The sequence below is a fragment of the Sorangium sp. So ce1153 genome, assembly GCF_051521595.1.
GTDB lineage: Bacteria > Myxococcota_A > Polyangia > Polyangiales > Polyangiaceae > Sorangium.
The window spans coordinates 11294273-11320988 of record NZ_CP150361.1; the positions used below are offsets into that span (position 1 = coordinate 11294273).

25 protein-coding genes and 1 pseudogene are annotated in these 26716 nt (G+C 68.1%); 8 read left to right on the forward strand and 18 right to left on the reverse strand.

Annotated elements, in window-relative coordinates:
- Position 1: 1 nt before the first annotated feature.
- From WME85_RS41025 to WME85_RS41045, 5 genes and pseudogenes are all read right to left on the reverse strand, one after another.
- Positions 2-1921, reverse strand: coding sequence for a hypothetical protein (locus WME85_RS41025; RefSeq protein WP_437829250.1), 1920 nt, complete (start codon positions 1919-1921; stop codon positions 2-4).
- Positions 1922-1961: 40 nt separating this feature from the next.
- Complete coding sequence (locus WME85_RS41030; RefSeq protein WP_437829253.1) at positions 1962-2726, reverse strand: antibiotic biosynthesis monooxygenase; 765 nt, start codon at positions 2724-2726, stop codon at positions 1962-1964.
- A 147-nt stretch (positions 2727-2873) separates the two neighbouring features.
- Positions 2874-3269, reverse strand: coding sequence for a sigma-70 family RNA polymerase sigma factor (locus tag WME85_RS41035; RefSeq protein WP_437842508.1), 396 nt, complete (start codon positions 3267-3269; stop codon positions 2874-2876).
- Positions 3252-3422: pseudogene (locus WME85_RS41040) on the reverse strand (transposase domain-containing protein); the annotation flags it as partial. The gene WME85_RS41035 and the pseudogene WME85_RS41040, both read right to left, overlap by 18 nt.
- Positions 3423-3473: 51 nt before the next feature.
- Positions 3474-4535, reverse strand: coding sequence for an SMP-30/gluconolactonase/LRE family protein (locus tag WME85_RS41045; RefSeq protein ID WP_437829255.1), 1062 nt, complete (start codon positions 4533-4535; stop codon positions 3474-3476).
- Between the two features lie 225 nt (positions 4536-4760).
- Here WME85_RS41045 and WME85_RS41050 point away from each other — a divergent pair, with 225 nt between their 5' ends.
- The gene (locus WME85_RS41050; RefSeq protein WP_437829258.1) at positions 4761-5033 is read left to right on the forward strand and encodes a LysR family transcriptional regulator; all 273 of its coding nucleotides are present in this window, start codon (positions 4761-4763) and stop codon (positions 5031-5033) included.
- Positions 5021-5377 (forward strand): LysR substrate-binding domain-containing protein, encoded by a 357-nt coding sequence (locus tag WME85_RS41055; RefSeq protein ID WP_437829260.1) that lies wholly within the window; start codon positions 5021-5023, stop codon positions 5375-5377. The genes WME85_RS41050 and WME85_RS41055 overlap by 13 nt, the downstream gene beginning before the upstream one ends.
- Positions 5378-5588: 211 nt before the next feature.
- On the opposite strand, the gene WME85_RS41060 is transcribed toward WME85_RS41055, so the two are convergent.
- Positions 5589-7079, reverse strand: coding sequence for a hypothetical protein (locus WME85_RS41060; protein WP_437829262.1), 1491 nt, complete (start codon positions 7077-7079; stop codon positions 5589-5591).
- A 657-nt stretch (positions 7080-7736) separates the two neighbouring features.
- Between WME85_RS41060 and WME85_RS41065 the strand changes: the two genes are divergently transcribed.
- Positions 7737-8384 carry a hypothetical protein gene (locus tag WME85_RS41065; RefSeq protein WP_437829264.1) on the forward strand — a complete coding sequence of 216 codons (648 nt, stop codon included), beginning with the start codon at positions 7737-7739 and terminating at the stop codon, positions 8382-8384.
- A 55-nt stretch (positions 8385-8439) separates the two neighbouring features.
- On the opposite strand, the gene WME85_RS41070 is transcribed toward WME85_RS41065, so the two are convergent.
- From WME85_RS41070 to WME85_RS41080, 3 genes are all read right to left on the reverse strand, one after another.
- The gene (locus tag WME85_RS41070; protein WP_437829265.1) at positions 8440-10065 is read right to left on the reverse strand and encodes a serine/threonine-protein kinase; all 1626 of its coding nucleotides are present in this window, start codon (positions 10063-10065) and stop codon (positions 8440-8442) included.
- Positions 10049-10666 carry an ECF-type sigma factor gene (locus WME85_RS41075; protein ID WP_437829267.1) on the reverse strand — a complete coding sequence of 206 codons (618 nt, stop codon included), beginning with the start codon at positions 10664-10666 and terminating at the stop codon, positions 10049-10051. Before WME85_RS41075 ends, WME85_RS41070 begins: the two co-directional genes overlap by 17 nt.
- Before the next feature lie 310 nt (positions 10667-10976).
- Complete coding sequence (locus WME85_RS41080; RefSeq protein ID WP_437829270.1) at positions 10977-13622, reverse strand: HD domain-containing protein; 2646 nt, start codon at positions 13620-13622, stop codon at positions 10977-10979.
- Between the two features lie 548 nt (positions 13623-14170).
- Here WME85_RS41080 and WME85_RS41085 point away from each other — a divergent pair.
- Positions 14171-14638: an RNA polymerase sigma factor gene (locus tag WME85_RS41085; RefSeq protein ID WP_437829272.1), complete on the forward strand. Its 468-nt coding sequence runs from the start codon at positions 14171-14173 to the stop codon at positions 14636-14638.
- A gap of 341 nt (positions 14639-14979) precedes the next feature.
- On the opposite strand, the gene WME85_RS41090 is transcribed toward WME85_RS41085, so the two are convergent.
- A complete protein-coding gene (locus WME85_RS41090) occupies positions 14980-15453 on the reverse strand; it encodes a hypothetical protein (RefSeq protein ID WP_437829274.1) in 474 nt (157 codons plus the stop codon).
- A gap of 413 nt (positions 15454-15866) precedes the next feature.
- Here WME85_RS41090 and WME85_RS41095 point away from each other — a divergent pair, with 413 nt between their 5' ends.
- The gene (locus WME85_RS41095) at positions 15867-16682 is read left to right on the forward strand and encodes a hypothetical protein (RefSeq protein WP_437829276.1); all 816 of its coding nucleotides are present in this window, start codon (positions 15867-15869) and stop codon (positions 16680-16682) included.
- A 37-nt stretch (positions 16683-16719) separates the two neighbouring features.
- On the opposite strand, the gene WME85_RS41100 is transcribed toward WME85_RS41095, so the two are convergent.
- Together WME85_RS41100 and WME85_RS41105 are read right to left on the reverse strand one after the other, a co-directional pair.
- Entirely contained in the window at positions 16720-17307 is a 588-nt protein-coding gene (locus tag WME85_RS41100) for a TetR/AcrR family transcriptional regulator (RefSeq protein ID WP_437829279.1), read from the reverse strand.
- Between the two features lie 10 nt (positions 17308-17317).
- Positions 17318-17938 carry a sugar O-acetyltransferase gene (locus tag WME85_RS41105; protein ID WP_437304501.1) on the reverse strand — a complete coding sequence of 207 codons (621 nt, stop codon included), beginning with the start codon at positions 17936-17938 and terminating at the stop codon, positions 17318-17320.
- A gap of 248 nt (positions 17939-18186) precedes the next feature.
- On the opposite strand from WME85_RS41105, the gene WME85_RS41110 reads away from it, so the two are divergent.
- Together WME85_RS41110 and WME85_RS41115 are read left to right on the forward strand one after the other, a co-directional pair.
- On the forward strand, positions 18187-19104 hold the full coding sequence (locus WME85_RS41110; RefSeq protein WP_437829280.1) for a LysR family transcriptional regulator: 918 nt from the start codon (positions 18187-18189) through the stop codon (positions 19102-19104).
- 276 nt (positions 19105-19380) lie between these two features.
- Entirely contained in the window at positions 19381-19968 is a 588-nt protein-coding gene (locus WME85_RS41115) for an AAA family ATPase (RefSeq protein ID WP_437829283.1), read from the forward strand.
- Positions 19969-20137: 169 nt separating this feature from the next.
- Here WME85_RS41115 and WME85_RS41120 read toward each other — a convergent pair whose 3' ends face one another.
- Both WME85_RS41120 and WME85_RS41125 read right to left on the reverse strand, forming a co-directional pair.
- Positions 20138-21193: a glycosyltransferase family 4 protein gene (locus WME85_RS41120; RefSeq protein ID WP_437829285.1), complete on the reverse strand. Its 1056-nt coding sequence runs from the start codon at positions 21191-21193 to the stop codon at positions 20138-20140.
- Positions 21184-22050, reverse strand: coding sequence for a PIG-L deacetylase family protein (locus WME85_RS41125; protein ID WP_437829288.1), 867 nt, complete (start codon positions 22048-22050; stop codon positions 21184-21186). The genes WME85_RS41120 and WME85_RS41125 overlap by 10 nt, the downstream gene beginning before the upstream one ends.
- A 398-nt stretch (positions 22051-22448) precedes the next feature.
- On the opposite strand from WME85_RS41125, the gene WME85_RS41130 reads away from it, so the two are divergent.
- Complete coding sequence (locus tag WME85_RS41130; protein WP_437829289.1) at positions 22449-23063, forward strand: FitA-like ribbon-helix-helix domain-containing protein; 615 nt, start codon at positions 22449-22451, stop codon at positions 23061-23063.
- Positions 23064-23124: 61 nt separating this feature from the next.
- Here WME85_RS41130 and WME85_RS41135 read toward each other — a convergent pair whose 3' ends face one another.
- The 4 genes from WME85_RS41135 to WME85_RS41150 are packed head-to-tail and all read right to left on the reverse strand — an operon-like array spanning position 23125 to position 26708.
- The gene (locus WME85_RS41135; protein WP_437829291.1) at positions 23125-24012 is read right to left on the reverse strand and encodes a glycosyl hydrolase; all 888 of its coding nucleotides are present in this window, start codon (positions 24010-24012) and stop codon (positions 23125-23127) included.
- Complete coding sequence (locus WME85_RS41140; RefSeq protein ID WP_437829293.1) at positions 24009-24881, reverse strand: TIGR04290 family methyltransferase; 873 nt, start codon at positions 24879-24881, stop codon at positions 24009-24011. Before WME85_RS41140 ends, WME85_RS41135 begins: the two co-directional genes overlap by 4 nt.
- Before the next feature lie 11 nt (positions 24882-24892).
- Positions 24893-25621 carry a sugar phosphate nucleotidyltransferase gene (locus tag WME85_RS41145; RefSeq protein ID WP_437829296.1) on the reverse strand — a complete coding sequence of 243 codons (729 nt, stop codon included), beginning with the start codon at positions 25619-25621 and terminating at the stop codon, positions 24893-24895.
- Positions 25622-25637: 16 nt separating this feature from the next.
- Positions 25638-26708, reverse strand: coding sequence for a CgeB family protein (locus WME85_RS41150; protein ID WP_437829297.1), 1071 nt, complete (start codon positions 26706-26708; stop codon positions 25638-25640).
- Positions 26709-26716: the final 8 nt, after the last annotated feature.

Here is a 26716-nt window from a genome sequence, read left to right on the forward strand (position 1 = left end):
CTCACCGGCTCCGCAGGCGGTTGAAGATGCGCTTGTTCTCGACCTCTTCCGGCGGCGACGACGGCGCCACCCCCGAGAACGGGCAGCGCCCCTGGAAGCGCGCCACGAGCTGCGGATCGCGCACCGCGGAGCGCTCCAGCGCGCTCTCGAGGTAGCGCAGGAGCGCGGCGCGTTTGCCGGCGGAGAGGTCGCGCGTCACCGGCATGTGATCGGGATCGGTCGTCGGCTTGCTGAGGACGAAGTGCAAGAGGTGCGCGTTGGCGTCCGCGACCTCCCGGATCGAGAAGTCGAAGAGGCCCTTGCTCATGACCGGGTAGAGGTTCGCGTATTGCTTCCAGATCGGCTGGACCTCCTCCCAGGTCGGGCGCTCCGACGCCGTGAAGGTGCTGAAGACGAGCACCGAGATCTGATCGAAGGTCTGCTGGATGATCGGATCCCCGTCGCCGAAATTGTAGGCGACCGCGTAGAGCTGGCCGTCGATGTAGCGGCGCGGATAGCCCATCTCCGGCGGCCCCTGGAATCGCACCGTCGCCCGCCCCGCCGCGTCGGTGCGGACCCGCTGGGGCTCGATCGCGAGCGCGCCGATCGGGCTGTTCATGATCGGGATGGTCGCGGTCGGCGTGGTGCCGATGGAGGTGTCGGCGGGCGCGTCGCCGTCGTCGGGCGCGGGCGCGAGCGGCTGGAAGGCGATCGGCGCGCCGGCGAGCGGGACGCCGTAGCGGGTCGCCCACAGCGGCACGTCGCGGCGGTTGAGGTCCGGCTCGTTCGGGTCGAGGCGGAACGAGAGCGCGTCGGCGCGCACGTCGCGGCCGTGCGCCGTCTCGCGCATCATGACGAGCCCGTTGCCGGCCGGCACGCCGCCGCCGAAGAGCAGGAGCGCGAGCGGGCGCTCGTTGACGAGGTTCTTCGCCGCGGCGGGGATCGGCAAGGTCTGGATGCCCGACGCCTGGGTCAGGGAGTCGTAGGTCGCGTCGAGCGCGCCGAGCACGGTGAACCGATCCTCGGCGAGGACCGCGCCCTCGTTGGCGTCCGCATCGTGGAGCACCGCGAACCGCAGATCGCCGAGCGGCGCCAGCTTGCCGTCGTCGCCGAAGGGCAGCGCGTTGCTGAAGTCGACCACCAGCGCGTCGCCGATGACCTTGCCGGAGAAGCAGGTCATCCCGTTGGCGGCAAGGCACGAGTTCGCCGGCAGGCTCGGGTTGTTCTGGAACGCGCTCGTCGGCATGAACCGCCGGCCCGACACGAACGACGCCGGCTCGTCGGGCAGCACCGGCCCGATCGCGCCGACGATGGTGCCGTAGGTGAAATCGGGCGCCTTGACGCTCGTCTGGTAGCTGAAGACCGTGAGCCGGACCGAGAGCCGGCCGCTGCCGCGCGACGCTTCGGCGAGCGCCTTCAGCACCGGGCTGCTCACGCCGTCGAGCCGCCAGCGCAGGTTGGAGAGCTGCGACTGCCACACGGCCGACGCGCCCGAGTCGCCCTTCATGCCGCCGCGAAAGAACCAGAGGTCCCGGAAGGGCGTCGGCTCCAGATCGGCGAGGAGCACGAGCTCGCCGGTGCGCGGATCGCGGAGCGACACCGAGAGCCCGTAGATCTGCGAGGCGAGCTGCCAGTCCGGGTCGATGTCGACCAGCTTCCCCGACGGACGATCGGGCGAGTTTCCCACCGAGAGGCCGACCGCGCCGTCCGTTGCGTCGGCGCCGCCCGCGCCGATCGCCTGCTGGATCGTACAGCCGGTGAAGCGGAAGATGGCCGTGCCGGTGGGGTTCCACCAGCCGTTGTTCGATTGACTGGTGCTGAACTCCTGGAATCGCTCCGTGAACGTCGCGTTGTCGAAGTGTCGTGGGTCATTGTTGACGGTGGACGGGTCCGCCTGGAATCGTCCGGAGAATGTCAGCCGGGGCTGGTTCAGGTAGCTCATGGTCTCCCCACCTCGTGGGCGAATGAGGGCCGGTTTGGACTCAGAACGGCTTGATGAGGCCGATCGGATTGGCCTCGGGATCCTTGATCATCGCGAACTGGTAGCCGTCGATCGACGTCGGCGGCATCAGCTTCGTGCCGCCCGCCTCCACCGCGCGCGCAATGGTGCCTTCGAGGTCGTCGACGAGCAGATAGAAGTTGTGGCCTGGCTCGAAGCCCGGCGTGCCCGGATCGGCCTGCCCGATCCCGCCGAGCGCCTCGCGCCGCTCCAGCGGGAACTTCACGTAGGCGAACCCGCCGGTGCCGATGGTATAGGTCCAGCCGAAGACGGCCTGATAGAACGCCTTCAGCTTCGCCTGGTCGCGCCCGATGATCTCGAACATCGCCGACGGGTGCTGGTTCTCCGGCTCGTTCGCGGCCGCGGGCGCGAACGCCTCGGACCGGATGAAGCCGGCCCGCCGCGCGAGGAACTCCACGAAGGTGAACGGCTTGCCGTTCGCGGCGACGAAGAGATCGCCGTGCCGCTCGAGGAAGCGCGTGAACGCCGGCCCCTGGACATGGCGCAGGAAGGCGTCGGCGCTGCGATAGATCTCGAAGAACACCACGCGATCCGGCGCGCCCGGCGGCAGCGCCTGGAGCCGGTCATCGCCGCCAATCGGCGCGTGCACGAGGTAGGCGAGCGTGTCGGGCTCGCTCTCCCGCACCTCCGCCGCGAGCGCCACGAGCGCTGGCACCGCGGCCGACTCCTGCCCCGGCCGGATGAACCACGTCGACGTGAGGCTCAGGATCTCCGGTTCCCCATGCATTCGCCCCGCACCCCCTCCCCGGCAGGAACGTCCAAGCAGATCCCCCGTCCGACCGGCATCGCAGCCTACCCAAGCCGACCCACGATGGAAGCAAAATCAGACATCGAGAGCGCGGCCTGGTGATGTCCTTGTCAACCGGCTCCGGCTTCAACTTCGCCGGCGGCGGAACGTCAGCGCCGACGCCTTCGCGAACCGCCACTCGCGCTCGACCGTGCGCGTGGTGACGCCGGAGAGCTCGGCGATCTCTTCCTCGGTGAGGCCTGCGAAGTAGCGCAGCATCACGATCTCGGCCTTGCGCGGGTGCTCCTGGCTCAGCTTGCGCAGGGCCTCGTCGAGGGCGATGAAGTCCTCGAAGGGGAGGTCGATCGCGAGGGGCAGCGCGTCGATGGCGTCCTCGGGGGCGCGCTCCTGGTCGCCGCCGCGCTTCCTGGCGGCCTTGTGGCGCGCGTGATCGACGAGCAGGTCGCGCATGGCCCGGGAGGCGGCGCCGAAGAAGTGGGCGCGGCTCTGGTAGCCGCCCAGCCTTGCGCGCGCCTGGGGAATGGCGCTGCGCGCAATCGCGCCGTTGCCGCCCGGAAGCGCGAGATCCAGCTTGGTGACGACCTCCTCGATAGGACGATCGCGCATCAGCGCCATGCCCAGCACCAGCCAGATCACCTGCTCGGCAGGCAGACGCCTGCGCCGCAGGGTAGCGGTACCCGTCTCCTCGCGGACCTATCGAGCTGTAACATCAAGGATTTACAGCGGTCACGGGAGCGGGCCGTAGGAGAGCAGGCCCACCTCCGGGGTCTTCATCGACAGCAGCGTGATGAGCCCGAAGTTGGTGAGGAGGGCGTGCTTCTTCGAGCCCAACGTCGCGAGCGCCACGCTCGCGGGCCCGTCGAACGAGCCGCCTTTGGCGAGCACGGTCGCTTTGCCGTCTGTCCCGACCCGGACGAGCGCGTTGCCCCCGTTGCCCGCGACAAGGATGCTCCCGTCGGCGTCCACGGTGATGCCGTCGGCGCCCTGGAGCGGCAGGCATGTCGCCGGATCCGACGTGGAGAACTCGACCGCGACATCCGGTGTCCCGTCGGCGTTGATCGGGATCTTGATGAGCGCCGCCCTGTCCGTATTGGCCACGTAGAAGGCGCCGTCCGAAAGCGCGAGGCCGTTGGCGCCGAACGGGACGCCGAGGACCGTCTTGCAGGGGTTCGTCGCAGCGATATCTCCCTTGAGCAAGGGATCGGTCAGCCAGTTGGTCACCGTCCTGCCATCGGGGCTTATCTTGAAGATCGCGCCCAGGGCCGAGTCCGTGACGAAGAGGTTGCCATCCTCGTCGAAGACGAGCCCGTTGGGCACGTTCATGGCCGCGTCGGTGGCGAAGGCCGTGGTCACCGGACCGCCCGCCGCCGGGATCTTGTAGATGCCGGGCGCGTACGCGGCCGGGTCGAGCGACGCGGCGGCCACATAGAGATCGCCGGCGGCAGACTGGGTGATCCCGGTGACGAAGCCCGTGTTCGCGGGCGGCGCCGGCACGGTGGCGAAGGGCGACACCTTGTTGTCGGCGAGCGAGACGGCGACGACCTCGCCGGTCAGGGCATAACCCATATACGCCGTCTCACCGTCGGCGTCGACCCAGAGCCCCTCGGGGAGCTGGAATTTCGCTGCATCGAGCTCGGCGAGAAACTTGAGCTCTGGCGTCGAGACGCTGTCGCCGCCACCACCGTTGCTGCTGCTTGTGGTGTCGCCTCCGCCGCACGCGACGAGAGACGCGCTGAGCCCGAGCGCCGCCAGGAGAATCGAGCGAGAGAGAGCGATAGTCGATTTCATGAGAGTTCCTTCTGTAAATGTATTTACTACCAGGGCGGCTGCCGCCCCTCGGTGGGACGCGTAGGGCCGTGAAGGTCGCGAACGAGCTTCTGCCCTTGCGCTGCAAGGACTCGCCGGTTCCCGCGACAGGCGGTAGCGCCGCGAGCCATGGACGGCCTGAACATGACGCGGCTTTCGTCTTGCGGTAGAGTCCTCCGCCGTTCAAACTGTTCTGCCCACAGGACAATGCCGACCACCTCCCTGGACGACCTCCTCTCGATGGCGATCTTTGCGCGGGTGGTGGAGCGCAAGTCCTTCACGGGCGCGGCGAGCGTGCTCGGGCTCTCGAAGTCGGTGGTCAGCGCGCGGCTCGCGGCGCTCGAGGAGCGGCTCGGCGTACGGCTGCTCCACCGCTCGACGCGGCGCCTCGCGCTCACCGAGGACGGTCTCCGGCTCTACGAGAGCTGCGAGCGTATCCTCACGGCCGCCACGAGGCCGCGTCCGCGATGCACGGCGTGAGCCGGGTCCCCGAGGGGCTCTTGCGCGTTTCGGCGCCCGTCTCGTTCGGCATACTGAAGATCGCGCCCTTGCCAGGGGACTTCGCGGCGCGCTATCCGCAGGTGCGCCTCGATCTCTCCCTCTCCGACAGCCTCGGGGATGTCGTCGGCGGGGGCTTCGACGTCGTGGTGCGCTTCGCGCGGCAGCTCGGGCAAGAGATCTCGATCTTCGTCGTCTTCCCTCACCACCTCCACCAGCCCACCAAGGTGCGCGCGTTTGTCGAGCTCCTCGTCGAGCGCCTCGGGAGCGAGTCAGGGGCGGGCGCCGCGCCGGGGAGAAGGAAATCGAAGGCAGCTCGGGCATGACAAGCCCCGGCTGGGCGACCTGCCCGCGGGGTGTGGAGCGACCGCGGTCCCCTGGATGGGATCGGTGTCCTGTCCCAGGGCAACCAACGGGTTAAACCCGCCTGAAACGAGCAGAATCTCGAACCGCCAAGGCGCCAAGGACGCCAAGAAGGAGACAATATCTTGGCGTCCTTGGCGGTTCACTTCTCTCTCGATCAACGCGATCGGAGCTCTAGGTTGCGGTGACGACGGTGATCTCGCCGGTCGTGTACAGCGCGGAGGTGTCCCAGGCGAGCCCTGGGGCGAGCGGCAAGGCGATATTCACGGTAGCGAACGTCCCCGTGAGGTCACCGCTCCAGCCGAGCAGAACGATGGTGTCCCCGGCCTGGAACGACACAGACCCGTCGGCCGGCAAGACCTCGAGCGCCCCGTCGAGATGGACCTCCCCATCAACCTGGAGGAGCGGCGAGGCGCTCGTGCCTGCGACCGTGATGCCGATGGCGGCGTCTGGCCCCTGGCTGTAGCTGCCGGTGATGCCGGTCGAAGGGTAGACCTCGCCGACGGAGAGCTCGCCGGCCTGCGTGTTGGCGAGATCGCCCACGAAGCTGCCGGTCTCGAGGCGCCCGCCGACGAAGTCGAAGTCGCCTACACCGACCTTGATCGCGCCTGCGACGAGATCGCCCTTCGCGAGTCGCACGGAGGGCCCCAGGTAGGGATAGCCCTGGAACAACAGCGCGGTCCGGAGGAGGCCGCCGATCCTCACGGAAGCGCCCTTGTCGATCAGGAGCGACGGATACTGCGACAGAGCGGCGAAGATTGAAACATCGCCGCTGTTCAGCCATGACGCATAGACGTCGTTCACCTTGACGAAGCCCCCGCCGAGCTCCGAGCGGATCTCGGTATCTTCTGTGATCAGGGTCCCATAAGCGCCGACGGTGAGCGTGCCGTATCCTTGGTTCGATCCCACCTGGAGGAGCCCCTCGTTGGTCCAGGTGCCGCCCCAGCCGCTGACGCTCGCGCGGCTGCTCATGAGGTCATCGCCGGCGATGCGCGCGTTCACGGTGGAGAGCTGGCCGCTCCGGATGTCCAGCAAGCCGCGTCCCCTCGCGCCCAGGACGAACTCTCCCGTGCTCACCCATCTCGTCGCGGTGCCTGTAACGATGGCTTCGCCCGTGCAGGTCCCGCAGCTGGGGCCGAGGATGCCGCCGAAGTAGACGTCGTGTGAGAAGAAGCTCGCTCCTTGCCTGAGCTCCAAGGTTCCATGTCCCTTCGTGCCGATGTAGGTCGTCGTCCTGCTCGTCAGGGTGGCGTCGTAGCCCTCGACGACCGCGCGGCCATATCTATAGTCACCTCTGATGCCGACCACGAAATCATCGGTGATCGCCTCGGCGCCGTGCCGGATGACGATCCGACTCTCGAAATCGTCGCCGATCTCGATGGATCCGTTGTTGATCCAGGTCGAGCCATACCCGTCGACCAGGATGATGCCGGGGTCGTAGCTCCCCGACACGGTCGCACCGGGGCTGATCAACGTCCCGCCATCGGTCACCTCGACCGCGCCGGCTCCCACGCGGAGCCGGTCCAGCCCGAGGTCCCATGGGTCCGCGGGATTCTGAGGCGATACGTTCCCCCAGATGGTCACGTCGGCAGAGGCTGGCCCTCCGACGCTCAGCGATGCAGCCGCAATCAGCGCCGAGAGGGTATATCGAGCTCGGTGGTTCATGATTCGTGTCCCTTCCCAGGAAAACTTGGTCCCTTGAGAGCCCACGGTCGCCTGGATACCCCCGCGTCCGCCCTATGCCCCCGCAGCGCCAGAGCGCCAGGCGCGCATGGTCTCCCATGGTGCACCGATATGCGAATCAATTCGCAATTGCAATGCGCTTCGTTGCGTCACCGCGAGCTGGACTCGAACACGACCGTTCAGGCGGCAAAAATCAGGCGACACTACCCCGCGGTTCCAATGGCCGGCCGCGCAGTGTCGGAGCGCCACGCCGCGGCCGCCGGTATCGTGCGAAATACTGGACCGCGACGCCGGATGGCCCCCGGCAGGGATCTCGCGATGGAGAGCGAGGGCCATTCGTTCTTGGCCAGGTAGGTCAGGGCGGGCCACACCGGTGCCACCTCGGCGGTGAATGAAGCGGCGGCCCGGCGCCTCTGGGACGTCAGCGCCGAGCTCACGGCGCTCGCCGCAGCCTGAGGCGGCGGAGAGCCCGCCCTGGATCCGAGCCGCGGGCGCCTCGAGAAAAAATCGACCGACCCCCTGTCGGGTTTTCCTCCCGGGTTCCGGATGACGGGGTGAGGCGAGCGAAACAGCGGGGTGGAGGCCACCCCGGGACCGCTCGCCGCGCTCAACCCCTGAAAGAAGATCCTGGGAGCCATCATGAACCACATCGCCCTCTTCCGCGGCTTCTCGCCCCTCGTCCTCGCCCTACTCGTCGCCGCCCCCGGCTGCATGGCCACCGCCGCCGATCCGCAGGCCGATTCCTTGGCGGAGGGCGCCCCGACCCCGGACGGCGCGGAGATCGGAATCGCCGCCGCCGACCTGGCGCTCGAGGACGGCGCGGCGCTCTCGACGGCGGAGTCCGACGGCGACGCGCTCGTGTCGACGAGCACGCTCGTCGGCCTCTCCACGGGGTTCTACATCCCGCCGCGCGTCGGTGGGGACGCCGAGTTCGACGGCCACGGCCCGAGCGTGTCGCTCCAGGTCGAGCTGAGCGTCTTCAATGGCAACGAGCTCTGGGCCGCTGTCTACATGGATGCCCTGGAGACGAAGAGCAACTGGACGCACGCGAGCGGGACCACCTGGTACCGCCTGTACACCACGAGCAGCCCGATCGTCGACGTGGATGGCCCGATCTCCTTCAGCCACACGTACACCGACACGGACCACGCCCACGACATCTTCACGTTCACGCCGGAGAACCTCGTCAACAAGCTCGATTATGTAGGTGACACGAAGGGCAACGAGGCGGGGACGAAGACGGGCGTGCGGGTCTACTTCAACCCCATCACCGTCGTGACCGAGTAGCGCGGAGCCTCTGGCGCCGGCGCGCTCCGCGCGGAGCGCGCCGGATCGCGGCGGTTCACCGCCCGTCCTTCCTCGCCGGCGGCGCGGCGCTGGCGAGGTGCCACGCGACGATCGCAATCGCGAGGGAGCCCAGCACGCCGGCGACGTAGATCGCACGGGCGTGCTGGGGCGATACCGCGGCGGCCGCGGCGCCCGCCGCGCAGAGCGCGGCCGACAGCCAGCTCGCCTTCGACAGGCCCGGCGCGGCGGTCGCGTGGATGGCGGCGAAGAGGAGCAGGTTGGTCGCGAGCGCGCGCTCCACGGGCTCGCCCGCGATCACGGCGAGCGCCCGGTGCAGGAGCATCGCGCCGAACATCACCTTCACCACATGGCCAATCCGCCGGTTCACCGCGTTCCTCGAGAGCGGGCGGCGGAACGTCCAGAGCAGCGAGAGCCCCGCGAGCGCCGTGACGCAGCCCATGGCGAGGAGGTGCACGGGGTGGTGCACAGGGACATAGCGGCCCACGCCGACCGTCGCCATCACCACGCCGAGGGCGCCGATCCCGAGGCCGAAGCGGATCCGCTCGCGTCTGGAGACGGTCAGATCGATGTCGGAGCTCTTCGCGAGCCGCTCGGCGAGGGTGTCCAGCAGCTCGTCGAGCGTCGGCCATCGCTCCTCGGGGCGAGCGCGGAGCCCCCGCGCGAGCGCGTCGCGCACCCACGCGGGCACCTTCGAGCCGGGCGGCGCCGGCCTCAGGAGATCTCGCCGCGCCCTGTCGAGCCGCGCGTGGGGGTCCTCGCCCTCGAACGGCAGCTCGCCGTGGAGCGCCTCGTGGAGGGTCGCGCAGAAGCTCCATTGATCGCTCTTTGACGTCGCCGGCTGCCGCTCGGCCTGCTCCGGGGCCATGTACGCCGGCGTCCCCATGAACAAGCTCCCTGCCGTGAGGGGCGCATGGAGCGAGCCGCTCCTGGAGACACCGGCGCTCGGGCCGCCGCCAGGTAGCCAGTCCTCCTCGTGCTGGAGGCGCGCGAGGCCGAAGTCGGCGATGCGCGCCCGCCCGTCCTTGCCGATCAGGATGTTGTCCGGCTTGACGTCGCGGTGGACGAGCCCCTCTCGGTGCGCCGCCGCGAGGCCGCGGCCGGCCTCGATCCCTGCGGCGAGCACGGCCTCCCACGCGCCGGGCTGCTCGCGGGACAGGTCGCGGAGCGTCCGGCCGTCGACGAACTCCATCGCGACGAACACGTCCCGCCCGTGCTCGCCGATCTCGTAGATGGGGACGACGTGCGGGTGCGAGAGCCTGGCCATCACCTGGGCCTCGCGCACGAGGCGGGCCCTGCCTTCCGGATCGAACCTGCCCGGCGCGATGAGCTTCAGGGCGACGCGGCGGTCGAGCTCCGCGTCGTAGGCCGCGTAGACGACGCCCATGCCGCCCTGGCCGACCCTGTCGAGCACCGTGAACCGCCCGACGCGCGCGCCGGGGCTCAGCGGCTCGTCGGGCGCGGCGAGGGCGACGGCGGCGCCCTTCAGGAACCCGTCCGGCTGCGCGGCGTCGCACCGGAGCAGGCTCCACACCTCCTGGAAGAGCTCCGGGCGGCCCGCGCACCGGGCCTCCAGGAACGCGCGGCGGTCGTCGTGGCGCTGCTGATCGAGCGCCGCCTCGAAGAGCGCCTCTACCTCGCCTGGGTCAAGGGGCGGGCTCATCTCCGCCGTGCAGCGCCCGGTAGAGCCACGCCTTCGCGAACCGCCACTCGCGCTCGACCGTGCGCGTCGTCACGCCGGAGAGCTCGGCGATCTCTTCCTCGGTGAGGCCCGCGAAGTAGCGCAGCATCACGATCTCGGCCTTGCGCGGGTGTTCCTGGCCGAGCTTGCGCAGGGCCTCGTCGAGGGCGATGAGGTCCTCGACGGGGAGGTCGATCGCGAGGGGCAGGGCGTCGATGGCGTCCTCGGGGGCGCGCTCCTGGTCGCCGCCGCGCTTCCTGGCGGCCTTGTGGCGCGCGTGATCGACGAGCAGGTCGCGCATGGCCTGGGAGGCGGCGCCGAAGAAGTGGGCGCGGCTCTGGAAGCGGGCCTCGCCGTCCCGGAAGAGCTTCTCGTAGGCCTCGTGGACGAGGGCGGTGGGGCCGAGCGTCTGCCCGGCGCGGAGGTGGCGGACGCGGGCCAGGGCGATGATCTTGAGCTCGGCGTAGACGGCGTGGAGGAGGGCGTCCGCGGCCTCTTTCTGGCCCTCCTGGGCGGCGTGGAGGAGGACGGTGATGCCCTCGCCGGCGCTCGGCCGGGGTGCGCGTCGATCGCTGGCGGTCATGGGGGTGCGTCTCGCTCGGGTCGGAGCGTACACCAAACAGCCGGGCTGAGGAGCCGGACGGTGGCTCCACGTCGCGGCAGAGCGGAGCAGGGAAGCAGACGAGGAGCAGGCCGGAGCCTGGGATGTCGGTCGGGGCCGCCTTCTGGCGGTTCTTCCGGGGCCGCAGCTGCCTGGTCGGGCTCGGCGAGCATCTACTGCGCTGCCCCTATCGACATTGCGCTCGCGGCCGTTAGAAAAAACGAATCGCACGATGACACACAGAACCAGCACTCGTTGTTAACGAATCGCACAAGATTTCAGATGACGGGACTCAAAACGCGTCAGACTTGCGAATTATCATCACGGCCGAGCGAAACGGCAGATCGTTGACGGTCCCGACGACGGCGTCATAAAATTCGTCCTCGCGCTCTGCTAAACTAGCAAATAGGCGCCCCGGGTCGACCGACCAAGCCTTCGCAAGTGCTCTCACGACGACGTTGGCTAGTGACCACCAGCGCCAATCCAGCGGTTCCTTTGTCGACCAAGCAATAACACTACTACCTGGCCACTTCTCGCCCACTGTGTCGTTTGAGACCAGCGAATATAAACGGGGCGAACTCTCAATCGCCAGCACATTCGCACCAAGCTTGACATCTACATCCGAAAGCTCCAATTCATCTATTGCGCCCGCGCGTTCCACCAAGATAATTTCATTGGGAATATCTGACCACGACTCAATCTCCTGCGCGGTCATCCATCCCATCGCGCCACGGCATACCGGCAAATCTTCGATATTTCCACCGCAGCGGTAAACTATCCCTGTAATGCCCGAGAGTTCGTCCCTCGTTTCGTGTGCTGCGATCAGGAGGTCCTTTTGCTCCGATATCCATTTACGCAGTCCATTTGTGTCCACGTCTGGAATCGCGGAATTCCGGGCAGCCGTGGTGGGCGAACCACACAATATGCCGGCGAATGTGTAGGTATTGTGCGCCCGCAGTCCTCCGACTGTTACCACGCCAATTTGAGAGAAAAAGTGGTCAGGTACTATAGCGACCCGGCCTGCCAATTGGCCGGATTCGGCAAATAGCAACCGCAGAAACGGCGCAGAACGAGAGATATCTTCCTTAACGTGCCAGGTCTTCTTGTGGTTTATTGGCGTTGCGATTCTCTCTAGTAATTTCTTTGCGCTGATACTGATCCAGTCTGAGGCTGCTACCACTCGCGTGCGTTTGCCAGATGTGTCTTCGACAGATAGGTTGACATCGAGAGCCGGAGAGATCCAAGCACATAGCCGTTTCAGGGATCGCGGCGGCCCGTCTGGGATAGAAAGCAGTCCACCTTCTGCGTTAGGTGCTACCCGAAGCCATACGCGCACGCGAGTACCACCATCTTGCAGTCTTTCCTCTTCGGTTGAATCGCGGAGAATTGGCTGCGTGGCAGGGCCTGTCGCAAACTCAAGAACTCGAGTATCTTTTTCCGCTTCGTCAAAGCGGCGTGTGACAACACGGACTCTTGCGCCCCACATGAACACCGAGAAAAATCCAATACCATAGCGTCCAGTTGGAGAGAACCCCTTTGCTGCTAAGCCAACAAGTTCTTGACGCATGAGCCAGGAATTCCAGTAACTGGTTCCAAAATCAAGAAGCGGACCTGTTAGTACCGCTGCAGACATCCCAATCCCGGTATCTTCAACCTCAAGCCACGGTCCGTTCGAGTCATTCCCAAGCCGGACAATAATGTCGCCCCAGTTTGTTGGAAGATCTCGCAGGAGCCGCCTCGCTCTCACCGCATCGGAAGCGTTCTGAATTAGCTCCCGCAGTGGAACGGTGGGATCTCGACCATATAGCTGTTCCCCACCCAGTCGTTGGACCAGCGATGGAACGTCCGAAACTCGTACCCTGGCATCGACAGGGCGCCAGCCCACCGTTGGGATAAACTCAGTGAGCCGTACGGGATCGTCTGCGCCCGCGACGGCCCGTGCCCGCATGCGAGGACGATGCATATCGGCCAATAAGGCATCGACCTGCCTCAGCTCGCGATCTACCATCTGTAGAGTTTCGAAGCATAGCCACCATGCAGAAGCGTCCTGCAGGCAAAATGGATTACCAGACGTGTATACCAATCTCTGATTATCGACCCGAGGCTGATGGAGTTTTTCCTGAAATGCCCAATGCTGCATCGCTATCCCGTGCGGCTTCCTCAGAGCATGTAAGAAGGCAGGTGCGCGCCGGGCGTCGAGGTGACCGGCGTCTGCAAGGCGAAGTAGGCAGGCTATCTTCAGCGGATCAACTGACCACTCTTTGGGGAACCCTACGGGTGCTCCGAGTACGGTGGCGAACTTCTCTCGAAGGTCGGATACCGACCACCAATGACTGTATGCTATTCGACCAATGACAGATCCATAGCTGTCCCTCAGCTCGGGGTTGTCTATGAGATAATATTTTGTCCCGTCCCGCCCGCTCCAATTTGTGAGCGCGAGGTGATCCGCATGTCGAGCGTGTATGTTTCGGAGTGTTTCTGCGATTGCTTCACGCTCCACCTCGGGGGAGATAGATGACATCCCCGCCTTGCTCGCACTCTTGCCGGTACGTCGTTGTAGGATGGATGCGATCGTATCTGGCCAACTTTTGTCTTCTTGGAGCTGTGCTTTCCCGCCCGGATAAGCCGCGAGGCCCATCCCAATGTCATGTATGAGAATAGAACCGCCGAGGACAAATGCTTCGGCGGGCGTCAATGCGACTTCTTGACCGGCAATCAAATCGACCATCTCCCACAACCCATCCATGTGAGTGATGTCGTGCACTGTGAAGTCCGGCAAATCTCGTGCGATTTCACCAGATATGTGCGCTGCGCGTTCGCGAAACTTCAGGAAGGAGGACCTGAGAATGCCGCGTGGAGCTTCGTCGGGATCGCCCTGTGACTGAGGGGCTAGAGTGCTCATCCAAACGTGGGTGCGCATTATTCCCAAGGTACTCATGACGTGCTCGTTTGCTCTAATGATTCGCCAATGTGGATTGGGCTATGGGCGGGCCAAACTAAGCCTGGCACTCCAGCCTTAAGCTCGTTCCGATCGTTTCGATGGCGCCGCTGCGGGCCTCGCTTCGCATAGGCGCTCGGGGGAGTATTTTTCTGGTCCTCGCCGCTGCTCCAGCTATCCTCATGGCCGTCCCGCTCTGCGAGGCCAGCGTAGATATTGCTCTGTGTCAAGACGCGGCGTGCGCTCGGCAGGGGGGCGCCGGCACGGCACGGGCTCCGGCAGGGCAGGGGCAGGCTCCCCACCCGCCACCCACATCCCCGCGCCGCCGCGTTCGCTCGCTCGTCTCCGAGCTACACCAGCACGCCAGCTCGAGCGCGGGATCCGCCGACAGCCCCACCCATCCGCTCGATCGCTTCCTTCACCGCCGTGCAGGGCGGTCCAGCACCGAAACTCGCCGCGGCACGCGTGCCGAGCAGGAGCAGTTCTCGGAGCCACATCCCGCAGCCCACCCGAGCATCCAGGCGATCCTCGCCGAGCGCTCCCTCATCGTGACCGTGCTCGTCGCCAACGGCGTGCCGCAGCGCGACCGCGCCGACGTGGAGCAGCAGGTGGTCATCGGGGCATGGGACTCCGCACGCCGTGGCATGTACCGGCCGGACCCGGGGGACGAGCCGCGGAAGGCGCTCCGGAGGTGGCTCTGGGGCATCGCCTGGCGCAAGACGGGGCACTACCTCAACAGCGCGTACGTGCGTCATGTGGTCCTCAACGCGCAGCCGCTCGGGTTGCTGCGCGAGCCCGCCGGACCGAGCCTCGAAGCGCAGATCGAGGCGCGCGAGACGCTGGAGGCGCTTGCCGACCTGCCGCTCTGGCAGCGAGAGATCTTGCTCTCCGTCGATTTGCCGGAGTCGCTCGTGGCGTACGCCAGGCAGCGCGGGATGCACCCGGGCACCGCGGCCAGCCGGCTCAGGATCGCCCGCGAAGCTCTCGCCCTGCGCCTCCGGAGGTGGCGCCGATGAAGCGGGGCAAGCGCACGAGGCGCGCGCTGGACGTTCGCGTGAAGCTCCAAGCCGAGGCGACGCGGCTCGCCGCGGAGGTGTACCACCTGGCTTACGCTGCGGTGACGTTCGAGCGCGACCACCTGGACCGCTACGAACGTGGGGCGATCGAGGAAGCTCACGGCTTGCTGAACAAGGCGGGGCGCGCGCTGGAAGCGCTCGCCGGAGTCGTCACGCCGTGTGACCTCCCTGTGCCCCGACGTCAGGCGCGAGGTCCCCGAGAGGCATTCGCGCGTACGAAGGAACCGGGCCCTCGCGCGGACGCCGCCCCGGACCGGGCGTCGACCTGAGCAGCGCGCGGGTCACTGGATGCCGAACCAGCCGCCGGTGTCACCCCCACCCCAGCACCGATAGCCACAGGTGGAAATCCGTCTGCCGCAGAGCGCCGCGATCTGCGATGCGGAGGAGGAGGCGCCGGTCGGCCGACAGATCCGACCTTCGTAGCGCCCGGGCACGCGCACCTGTCCCATCACGTAAATGTCGCCGCCGACGGAGTAGACGGCGCCCTGGGGAACATGGGAGTAGCAGGCCATGTAACAGCCCGGCTCGCCCCGGTGAACGTTCGCGGTCGGCAGCCGGCGCGGCTCGAAGCCAGGCACAGGGTGATTCACGACCATCGTACCGCGCACGTACACCGTGAAGTCCTCGGGCAACAGCCGAGCCGCGGTGCTCTCCGCGCCCGGGTTCATCGGTGCCGCCCGCGATGGGGTCGCCCCCGATCCGGACGGAGCGCTCGCGAGGCCGACCAGGATGGCCGCACCAATCAACGTTTTCATCGACGGATCCCTCCCCTCGACGGCGGCCCGTGCAACGGCCATGCCCTTCCGTCCTGTGCAAAGCTGGGTTATCCGCGGGCGCGCACGTTGACCGGTTTCATCGGCCTTCTTTGAACGCCGGCCATTGTGTCGGCTCCGTCCTGCCCTACCCTGCGATGACGGCGCGCGCCGGTACGCCGCACGGCGGTAGGCCCTGCATCGCCGCGCGGAGGCGAAGCCAGGCCGCTCTCGGCGAGCTCCCGCAGGCGGTGGAGCGAACACGCCGCGCTCCTGATTGTTTCCGGGGCATCACACGCCGCGACCACATTTGCTCACAATTGCAGCACCTGCACCCACAGCATCGCCGCCGTTGCAAGGGCGTTGCTCGCATGGCTTTCATGCCAGGAGCAGCCGATCTACCCTGAGGCGGGGACATGACCAGCGCTGATCAGGCTTTGGCTCGGGTACAGCGGTCGAGTGGAATGACGCCGCTCGGTGTGATCGCCACCTTTGTGATGCTATCCGAAGTAGTCACCGGGGTCGCTGCTACTCAGACATCGGGAATGGTCCAGGTTGCGTTCTGCGCCTTTGCGATCGCTTTCCCGCTGATGGTGGCGACGGCGTTCTTCATGGTTTTATGGCGCCGCCCCTATGTTCTGTATCCGCCGCAGGAGTTCGGAAACCAAGTCGACGTGAAGCACTACGTCGAGGCGATGCGAGCTCAGACTCTGGGAACGCAGGAAGTGCTCACGCTCGTTCGCACCTCGATCACGGAAGCCCTTGAATCACGTGAGGCGCGGGAGGCTCTGCTCCGCTCCTCCGCGGCAGTGAGCTCGGTCGCTTCTGCGACGGCTCTCCACGAGGCGTCCGACGCGCTCGTCAGGAGAGCAGTACGGAGCATCCAGTCGACCACGGTCAGCATCGATCTGTCAGAATTTGGCGGAACCAGTGAGCTGATCTTGGCGTACGAGCAATCTCAAGAATCCTTCATGTTCCTGAGCTTTATCTACTTCCAGATCAACGATCACGTGCCGCCTTATACATACGGGCAGAGCTGGGGACTACAGGACTGTGAGTCCGGCGCGCTCCTTCCCTGCGGACTGGACTGGAAGAACAATTCCGTGGGCAATATCGGCATCAAACCAGGAATGCGCTATCGGGCCGTCGCCCTTGGGATCGACCCGGTTACCAGAAAATTGCGCGCGACCAAGACACCTTTCGCGCGTCGGCTCGAAGACCGCCCCTCGTGATCGAGGCGGCCGACGCCGACCCGATACTTCCGGGGCATCAGCCCGCGAAGCGGCGGATCGCGTGCCGGATCTGCTCTGCAGTCATCGGCTCCGTGGACAGCGCGCTGTGCAGCACGAGCCCCTCGACCAGGGCGTCGAGCTCCCGGGCGGTCACCGGGTCGAAGTGCGTCTCCAGCGCTCGGCGGCTCCGCAGCATCCAGGCCTGGGTGACGGCCCGCAGCGCGGGCCTCCTGGCGGCGGCGACGTAGAGCTCGACGCTGAGCACCAGGTCGCGCGGCGAGCCGAGCAGGTCGGCGGTGAGGTGCTCGACCAGCGATTCGACCGCGGCCTCGCGGTCGGGCGCGGCGCGCATCCGCGCCTCGAAACAGGCGGCCACGGCCTCCGCGTGCCTGGTGAACGCCGCGGCGAGGAGCTCGTCGATCGACGCGAAGTGGTACGTGGTCGAGCCGAGCGGCACGTCGGCGGCCTGGGCGATGGAACGGTGCGAGGCCCCGGCGACCCCCTGCTCGGCGATCACGTCGAGGGCCGTCGCGACGAGTCGGTCCCTGCGCCCCGGGTCGTGCCGGCGAGCCCGCCGCGCCGGCCGGGCGGGCCTCGCCTTGGTCGCCTTGGTGGCGCTGCTCATCGCGTCTCCGTCACCCTCGCGCGTCGCCCCGCGCCGGCGCGGCCCCGGCCTCGGCGCCGTCGAGGCGGCGGATCACGCGAGCAGGGTTGCCGACGGCGATGACGTTGGCCGGCAGATCGCGCGTGACCACCGAGCCGGCGCCGACAACGGTGTTGTCCCCGATCGTCACCCCCGGCAGCACGATGGCGCCGCCGCCGAGCCACACGTTGTTCCCGATCTTGATGGGCTTCGCGGCCTCCCACTTCTGCCGCCGGGGCTCGGGCTCCACCGGGTGGGTCGGCGTGAGCAGCTGCACGTTCGGCCCGATCTGCACGTCGTCGCCGATGGTGATCGGCGCGACGTCGAGCGCGACGAGCCCGAAGTTCGCGAAGCAGCGAGCCCCGATGGTGATGTGCGCGCCGTAATCCACGTGGAACGGCGGGCGGATCTCCGTGCCCTCGCCGATCGAGCCGAGCAGCTGCTCCAGCAGGCGACGGCGAAGCGGGCGCTGCCGCACCGACGTCGCGTTGTAGGCGGCCATCAGGTCCAGCGCCGCAGCGCTCTGCTCGGCGATCTCGGGATCGTCGGCGATGTACAGGTCCCCAGCGAGCATCCGCTCGCGCATCGATCGTGAGTCGTCCGGGTTCTTCATATGGACCAGTGTACACATCATTGGAACGAGTGTCCACATGGGCGGCGGGACAGGCTGCGCTGCGGCCGCCGGAGCCCGTAGAGCTCGCCACGCCAGAACCCGCCAGAGACCGCAGAGACCGCCAGCGCCCGTGGAGCCCGTCAACGTCACGACAGCCACCGCGGTGCCTCGTGTCGTCCGTGCGCAAAGGAGTACGTCGCCGCGGACCTTCGTGAAAGTTGATGTTCGACAGGCATATACTTCAACGCATGAACTTCTCGGCGTTCGATCTCAACCACGTGCGCGCCCTCCACTACCTGCTCGAGGAGGCGCACGTCGCGCGCGCCGCACGGAAGCTGGGGATCACGCCGGCAGCGACGAGCAACGCGCTGCGCCGGCTTCGCGTCGAGTTCGACGATCCGCTCCTGGTCCGCTCTGGGCGAGCGCTCGCGAGGACGCCGCTGGCCGAGGGGCTGCGGGGCCCGGCGCGTGAGGTCCTGGCCGCGGCAGAGCGCCTGTTCGAGGTGGGCGCGCCGTTCGAGCCCGGCACCTACGAGGGGGAGCTCTTCGTCACCACCTCGGACAGGGTGGCCGAGGTCCTCCTGCCGGCGCTCGACCGGCTCCTCGCGGAGCGCGCGCCCAGGGCGAGCCTCTCCATGCGGACGGTCACGGTCGAGGTCGAGGCGTTCTTGCGAGATCACGGCGGGATCGCCGTCATCCCGGATATCTCGCGCGCACGAGGCGTGCGCGCCGAGGCGCTCTTCGCCGACGATTTCGTCTGCGTGCTCCGGAAGGGGCATCCGCTCACGAAGGGCCCCTGGACGGTGCGTCGCTTCGCCGGGGCCGAGCACATCCTCGTCGCCCCTCTCGCCAGCTCGCACCGAGGCGTGGTGGACGATCGGCTCGCCGAGCAGGGCCTCGCCCGGCGGGTGACGCGCGTCGTGACCTCGTTCGGGCTCGCGGTGCCGCTCCTCGTCGCGTCCGACCGGATCGCGATCCTCCCTCGGAGCTTCGCGCTCGCGCGCGCCAGAGAGCTCGACCTCGTCGTGCGCGCGGCGCCGCTCGATCTGCCTGCCCTCGAGATGCAGATGGCCTGGCACCCCGGGCACGAGCGAGACCCGAAGCACGTGTGGTTCCGAGGGGTCCTGCGGGACGCGGCGCGCGCCTCGGGACTTCGGCTGCCGTAGCCCACGTGCGTTTTCGCTTTACGACCGCCCGCTCCGCTCGCTACAACATCGAGAACGCCAGCCCTCCAGCTGGCGTTTTCGTTTCTGATCCCCGCTCGCGACGAGCTCACTGCGCGCTTCGCCGCAGCTGCGCGGCGCGCGTCGCCCGGAACCGGCGAGCGGCAAGCGATCAACCCCGTCGCACGATCACGGCCGACTGGCCTCGAGGCGGTCACGCCCTGCCCCGACTCGCGGGCCGCGGCTCGACCTGTCGCGCCCTTCACCGAGGAGAGATCGATGAAAGAGAGAACAATGCACGAGGAGAGGACGTCTCCGGACAGCGCCGCGCCCGGCGAGCAGCGCGCAGCGGCGCGCGGCACGGCGCACATCCACCTGATCGTGGGGCCGGTCGGCGCCGGCAAGTCGACGTTCGCGCTGCAGCTCTGTCGAGAGCAGCGCGCGGTGCGGCTCAACCTGGATGAGTGGATGACGGCGCTCTTCACCCCGGACCGCCCGGGTACGGGCGTCCTGGAGTGGTATATCGAGCGCACCGAGAGGTGCGTCGATCAGATCTGGAGGCTGACAGAGAGGATGCTCGAGGTCGGCACCAGCGTCGTGCTCGAGATCGGCCTCATTCGCCGGGATCACCGGGAGCGATTCTACGAGCGCGTCGACGCCGGGGGGCATCCCATGACCATCCACGTGCTGGACGCGCCCCGCGATGTGCGCCGCGAGCGCGTGCTGCGGCGCAATCAGCAGAAGGGAGACACCTTCTCGATGGTGGTCCCACCCGACTTCTTCGAGTTTGCCAGCGACATGTGGCAGCCGCTCGACGACACAGAGCGCGACGGGCGCGACGTGCGCGCCGTGTCCACCGGGGAGTAGAAACCCGGAGAATTTTCACAGGGAGGCGGGGAGGCGGGGAGGAAGAGAAAAATGAAGTTCTTTCTCTTGCCGTCTCTCGCTCCCCGCCTCCCCGCCTCCCTGTGAAATTCCTGCTTTTCTCGTGATTTCAACCCGTTTGTCGCTCCAGCGCGATCCCCGGCGCCCCCGCTCACGCCTCGCGCAGGACGCGCCGGTACGTCTCGATGTAGGCCGCCGCCGTCCTCGCCGCCGAGAAGCGCTCCTCGGCCGCGCGGCGGCACTCCGCCGGGTCGAGCTCGCCCACCCGCGCGATCGCCTCGGCCATCTCCCCGGCGCCCTCCACCAGGAACCCCGTCCGGCCGTGCTCGACGATCTCCGGCAGCGCGCCCGCGCCGCGGAGCGCGATCACCGGCGTGCCCGAGGCCAGCGCCTCCATGGCGACGAGCGAGCTCGTCTCCTGGACCAGGCTGGGCACGAGCAGGCACCGGGCCGCCGCGAGCAGGCGGCGCTTGCGGGCGAGGCCGACCGGACCCAGAAAGCGCCGCACCGGCCCGGGACCGCCCAGCATCGGCAAGAGCACCTCCCGGAGATACCGTAGGTGCTCCTCGTAGCCGAACGCCTGCCCGGCGATGAGCAGCGGCGCCCCGGCGCGCACCGAGGCCTCCACGGCGACGTGATACCCCTTCTCCGGGCAGATCCGGCCCAGCGTGATCGCGAAGCCGCGCTTGTGCCGCCTCGGCCGGTAATGCTCCAGCCGGACGCCGTTCGGGACCTCGGGCAAGAGCCGCGCCCCCGGCGGACAGGCGCGCCGCTGCGTCGCGGAGACGCAATGGAGGAACGTCCTCGGGCGCTCGAGCCGGAAGACCGCCGGCGCGTAGAAGCTCGGCGGCAAATGGAGCGTGGCGAGCACCGGCACGCCGGGCTCGGGGACATAGCGATCGAAATCGACGCCGTGCAGGTGGACGAGATCGATCGGATACCGATCCAGCGCCCGGGCGATGGCGCTCCGGTGATGGCGCCAGGCCTGCTCCTTGGCTGCCTCGTCGAGCACCGCGCCCGGCGGCGGCGCCGGCGTGGCGACCAGCGTCCCCGCGCACGCGGAGCCCTCCGGCGCGACGACGATCGATCGGTGGCCGCCGCGCGAGAGCGCCTCGTCGAGCATCGAGAGCACCTGCTCGGCGCCGCCGACGGCGTCCGGCCCCACGGGCGCGAGCGGATAGCTGACGTGCAGGACCGTCAGAGACATCGCTCGCGCCCGAGGCCGAGCAAGGTGAGCGTCATGATCGCGAGCTTCCGCCAGCGCGCGCCGTCGATGGGGAAGCCGAGGCGCTCGTAATGGAGCGTGCCCTCGTGCGGCGGCCGCCGGAAATCGTAGGTGGGCGCCGGCCGGAACCGCTCGACCTCGGCGCCGAACGGGGCGAGCGTCTCCTTCTGGCTGGAGAAGCAGTCCAGCATGGCGCGCTTGCGCGCGGACTCCTCGTCCGAGAGCCGGAGGGCGATCTCGGGGACGCCTGGATACGGGATGAACTCGCCGGTGACGAGGTGGCCGCGCGCGGCGTGGTACGAGGCCGCCTCGAAGATCAGCGGCGAGGTGACGCCGTTCCAGTGGGCGAGCACCGCGGCCGAGTGGACCGCGAGCGCCGCCGCGTCGTGATCGGGGTGGCCGCCCTCGTAGGGGTGCGTGATCACCACCTCGGGGCGCGCGCGGGCGAACAGCTCGAGGAGCTTCCGGGCGAGGCTCGGCGCCTCCTCGATGGCCTCCTGGTCGGTGGCGCCGAGGCACCTCAGCTTCGACGCGGGCACGTTGCCCACGGCGAGCGCGCGGGTCACCTCCTCGCGCCGGAGCGCGGTGTACCGCTCGCGCCCGACGTCGGCGAGCTCGGCCGGCATGAAGCGGCTGTCGCGCGGCGCCCCGTCGGTCAGATGGATGACCTCGATCGGCGCGAGCCGGCCGATGCGCGCGCCGAGCCCGATGGTCTCGTCGTCCGGATGGGCGAGCACGACCAGGCAGCGTGGCGCCCGGCCCGACGAGAGCCACGTGAACGGCGGCCACGCGAGCTCCGGCGGGGTGCGGCCCTGACGGCGCAGCGCGGAGAGGTTCACGAGAGCGCCCCCGCGGCTCGCCCGAGCCCGCCGCGGGCGTCGAGTCGCCGGTCCAGCGCCGCCGGGGTGCCGCGGTGTTCCTCGGGTCTCTCTCGCTTCGGGGTGCTCGCGACGTGGGACATGAGCTACCTGGAGTGCGTAAGGTCAGGCGATCCGGGCGCAACGCGCAGCGAGATCCAGCCTACCAAACGCCGACGCGGCGCGCCAGATGGGCACGTGCAGCCCGGGCAGACGAACAGGCGAGCCCGGACGAGCCCTTGAGGATGCCCCGCAGGGGGTGGGGACGTGTTGTCGAAGGAGCCGGCGGCGGCACGCCACACGGAAACGTGGAGGTCGGCGCGGGCCGCAGGCTCTGGCGCGCCTCTGGAAACCGTGGTTGGCTCTCTCGGAGGAAGGCGATGGCTGAGCTCATTCTGAAGAATATCGACCCGTCGCTCGTGCAGAAGCTGGAGCAGCAAGCGAAGCGGTCGGGTGTCACCGTCGAAGCGGAAGTCGTGCGTGTCCTGGAAGCCGAGTACGTGCGCCGCACGACCCCTGCTGACTGGCCAGTCGTCACCGCCGATCCGTATGATCCGGACGCCGAGCTCGATGCGGATATCGATGCGCCCGAGCCGGGTGCTGGCACAGAGCGTCCCGGCTCGTCCCCGCCGCCAGATCCGTCGAGCGAGCCTCTGGACGCCCGGGCCAAGGCGCTGGCGGAGCGACAGGCTGCGCTCGCCGAGGCCTACCCGGACGAGTATGTCGTCCTCGTCGACGAACGCCTCATCGCCCACACAAGGGACAAGGACGAGGCTTACGCGCACTACGACGCGGCCTTCGAGCAGGGCGTGGGGGAGCCGATCGTCATTCCACCAGGTGCCCTGCGGCGAGTCGCCCCTCCGGTCCTCCGGGGCCGACTGCTCTTCGTGCTCGACGGCGAGGAGGAGACGTTCTCGATGCTGTTGCCTGAAGACGAGGACAATCAGCAACGACGGAGACGGATTCTCTCGGAGCTCTCGGAGCCTCCCGCTTGATCCGCCTCCCTTGATTCGCTGCCGTCAGGCACGCGCGGCCCGGCTCGCGCGCCGGCGAAGCTCAACCCACGTAGCGCCGCGTCATCCGGGCACAGAACTCCGCGAACTCCTCGATGCGCTGCGGAGGGCTCGTGTGGTGCGGCCGGACGCCGGCGTGCTCCGGGGTGAAGCAGTAGGTCAGCGTCACATCGAACGGCTCGAGCACCTTCATCTGCCGGTCGAACCAGGCCTCGGCGCCGGGGCGGAAGCTGTCAGCCCAGCTCAGGCCGGTGCGCAGGTGGCGCACCCCGAGCTTCTTCAACCACTCCACCGCGTCGTCGAGCCGGTGATCCTCGAAGTGGAACCACTGGCACAGACCGAAATCAGGGGTGCACTCCGGGAAGAGCCGCAGCGCGCGCTTGGGCGTCCCGTCCTCGCGGAGTAGCCCCATGTAGAAGTGCCGGTAATACGACGAGCCCTCGGCTTCGCGGTGCCGCGTCGTCGCCGGCCACGCGCGGGGCAGGTCGTAAAGGCTGTACCAGTGGACCCGGTCGACCTTGCCGCGCAGGAGCTCGGCGCTGCGCTTGAGGCCGAACTCCTGCACCTCCTCGGCGCCGAACGTGGAGACGCCGATCTCCGTGATCCAGATCGGCTTGTCCGTCACCGCGCGGATCTCGTCGAGCTTGCTGGGCCACTCGTGGATCTGCCAGTGGTTCCAGTCGAGCGGAAAGCCGTGCACCGCGACCACGTCGACGTGATCGAGCACGCCCTGACGGCCCAGATTGGCGATGAACGCCGGATCGATCGGCGAGATGCCGCCCAGCACGCGCGGCAGCCCGGGGCGCTCGCTCCGGATCGCGTCGGAGGCGAGCTTCACCATCGACCCGAACGTCGTCCACTCGGGGTCGATCTCGAAATCCCAGTGCGACTTGTTGTTGGGCTCGTTCCAGAGCATCACCGCTTCGATCATGCCTGCTCTCCGTTCACGCCATCCACGCCATCCACGCCATCCACGCCGTTCACGCCATCCACGCCGTTCACGCGAGCCCGCCTGGCCGGGTAGACCGCGCCCGGGATCCACTCGGGCCGCTCGCGGCGGCGGCAGATGTAGACCTCGGGCTCGGGGTGGTTCACGATCTCGAAACCCGCGCTCCGCAGCATCGCCTCCGCGCAAGCCCGGTTGGGCACCCACCAGTTGGTCGGGTCGCGCGAGTAGCTGTGCTCCACGAAGTGCAGCCGCGGATAGCCCGCCTCGTCGAAGATCCGCTCCTCGGCGAAGGGATAGTCCTGCTCCAGCGGCACCACCTCGGTGCTGCCGCGCTGCATGCTCTGGAAGACCAGCGTGTGCCCGACCACGTGCTCGTGGAGCAGGTCGAGCGCCAGGAGCGGGTGGCGGAGGTGGTACAGCACGCCCATGAAGAGCACGACGTCGAAGCGCTCCCCCAGGCTGCCCACGTCGTACACCGAGAGGTTCCGGAACTCGATGTCCGCGCCGGAGACCTCCGCGGCGAAGCGCGCCTGCGCCAGATAATCGTCGTCGCTGTCGATCCCGAGCACCCGCGCCGCCCCGCGCCGCTTCATCTCGAGCGAGTAGAAGCCCGCGTTGCAGCCGATGTCGAGGACCGTCTTGCCCGTGAGATCCGCCGGGATGGCGTGGGCGAAGCCCTTCCACTTGAACGCAGGGTAATCGCCCAGGAAATGGTCGGGCGCCGTCTTCACCCCGCCGAGATCGATGTTGTGGAACCACGGCCCGAGGCCGCGCACGCGCTCCTGGATCTGCTCCCGGGTCAACTTCGCCGCGTCATCGACGTTACGCACGTTCCGCAAGCTCCGCTCCATCGCTCCTCCGCTCACACGATCACGCCGCTGAGGAGCTGCATGGCCTCTCGATAGCCGTGCAGCGTCCCCACGTCGACATACGCCTCTCCGGCCCGCACCGCGCGCGCGCTGCCGCCGCGCGCGAGGTACTCGTTCACCAGCGTCCCGATGTACGGATCCGTCTGCCCGCGCTCGCACCAGAGGTCGTGGAGCTCCCGCATCACCGCCCCCGTCAGCTTGAAGGCGCCCCAGACCCACTGCGACCGCGCGTCCCGCTGCTTGACCTGGATCTCGAGCACCCTGCCCCGCTCATCGGTGACGACAGCGTCGAAGAACTCCGGGTGCTTGACCGGAAAGAGCAGGAAGGAGAGGCCCTCGCCGTCCAGCGAGCGGAGCCCGTGCTCCGGGAACCAGACCGTGTCCGGGAGCCCCACGAAGACCTCCTCCTCCGGCTGGATCCAGGGCAGCGATCGGAAGATGGCGTCGCAGAGCCCGGCGGCGACCGGCTGCACCACATAGCAGATGTGCGCCGGACCCACGTTCGCGCCGTAATACTCGACGATATCCGACTTGCCCGGCGAGATGACCATGCAGATCTTGTCCGCGCCGGCCAGGATCATCCGGTCGATGAGGTACTCGCTGACGGCGCGCGGCCGCTCCACGTCGCCGTCCCGGCGCGTCCCCACCGGGAGCAGCTCCTTCGAGAACGCGAGCGGCTGGATCCTGCTCCCCAGGCCCGCCGCCGGAATCACTCCCCACATCGCCCTCTCCCTTCCTTCATCGAGCCGAGACCGACTCGAGAATGGCCACGAGCTCCTCCGCTCGCCTCGCGGCGCTGTGCTCCGCGAGCACCCGCTCCCGCGCCGCGCGCGCGACCGCCGCGATCTCGCCCGCCGGAAGCGAGAGCGCCGCGACGGCCTCGTCCGTCGTCCGCGCCACGAGGATCTCCTCCCCCGGCGTGAAGAACTGGTCGAGCCCCTCCCAGCTGTCGCTCAGGATCGGCGTCCCGCACGCGGCCGCCTCGAAGAGGCGCCCGGAGGGGCAGTACCCCATCGCCGCCATCGCGCCCCGGGTCACGTTGAGCGTCAGCGGGGAGGAGCAGTAGAACGCCGGATGATCCGCCGGCGCCACGTGCCGCATGTAATAGATGTTGTGCGCCCACGGGAAACTCTCGGGGTAGAGCGAGCCCCCGATGACGAACCGCTTCTCCGGCAGCCGACTGGCCGCCTCGAGGAAGAGGGTCGAGAGCGCCTCCTGCCGGTCGGCGGCGTACGTGCCGAGGTACGAGAGGTCCCCGCGGAACTCCTCCCGCGGCGTGACCGGGCGGTGCACCTCCGGGTCCGCGCTTCCGTAGAGCGGGAACACCCGCCGGGCGCCGAGCTTCGACTGGAGCTGCGCCAGCGCCTCGCCGCCGGTGTAGCTGAGCACGCAGTCAAAATCGACAAGACCACGCGGACCGATGTAGCCGACCGACTGGCCAGCGTTGATCCGGTCCAGCGTCACCGGCGTGTCGAGATCGTAGAAGACCTTCAGGCCGCGCGACTCGAGGACCACGTCCGTCGCGGGGCCGCCGTCAGGGCAGTACGACGTCACCATCGCCGCGTCGGCCTCCCGGATCGCGCGCCGGGCCTCGGGCAAGACGTCCTCGAACGACGAATACAGCCGGAGCTCGTTGCCGTGCGAGAGGGAGAGAAGATCCCGGTGAGCAGCGTAATAAGGGGCGTCGCGCTCGAAGAAGGTGACGCGGTGCCCGGCCCGCCCGAGGGCGGAGATGACGCCGCGCCACAGCGTGGCGTGGCCGTTGCCCCAGGACGAGCTGATCGTCAGACCGAAGATGACAATCCTCATTGCGCGCC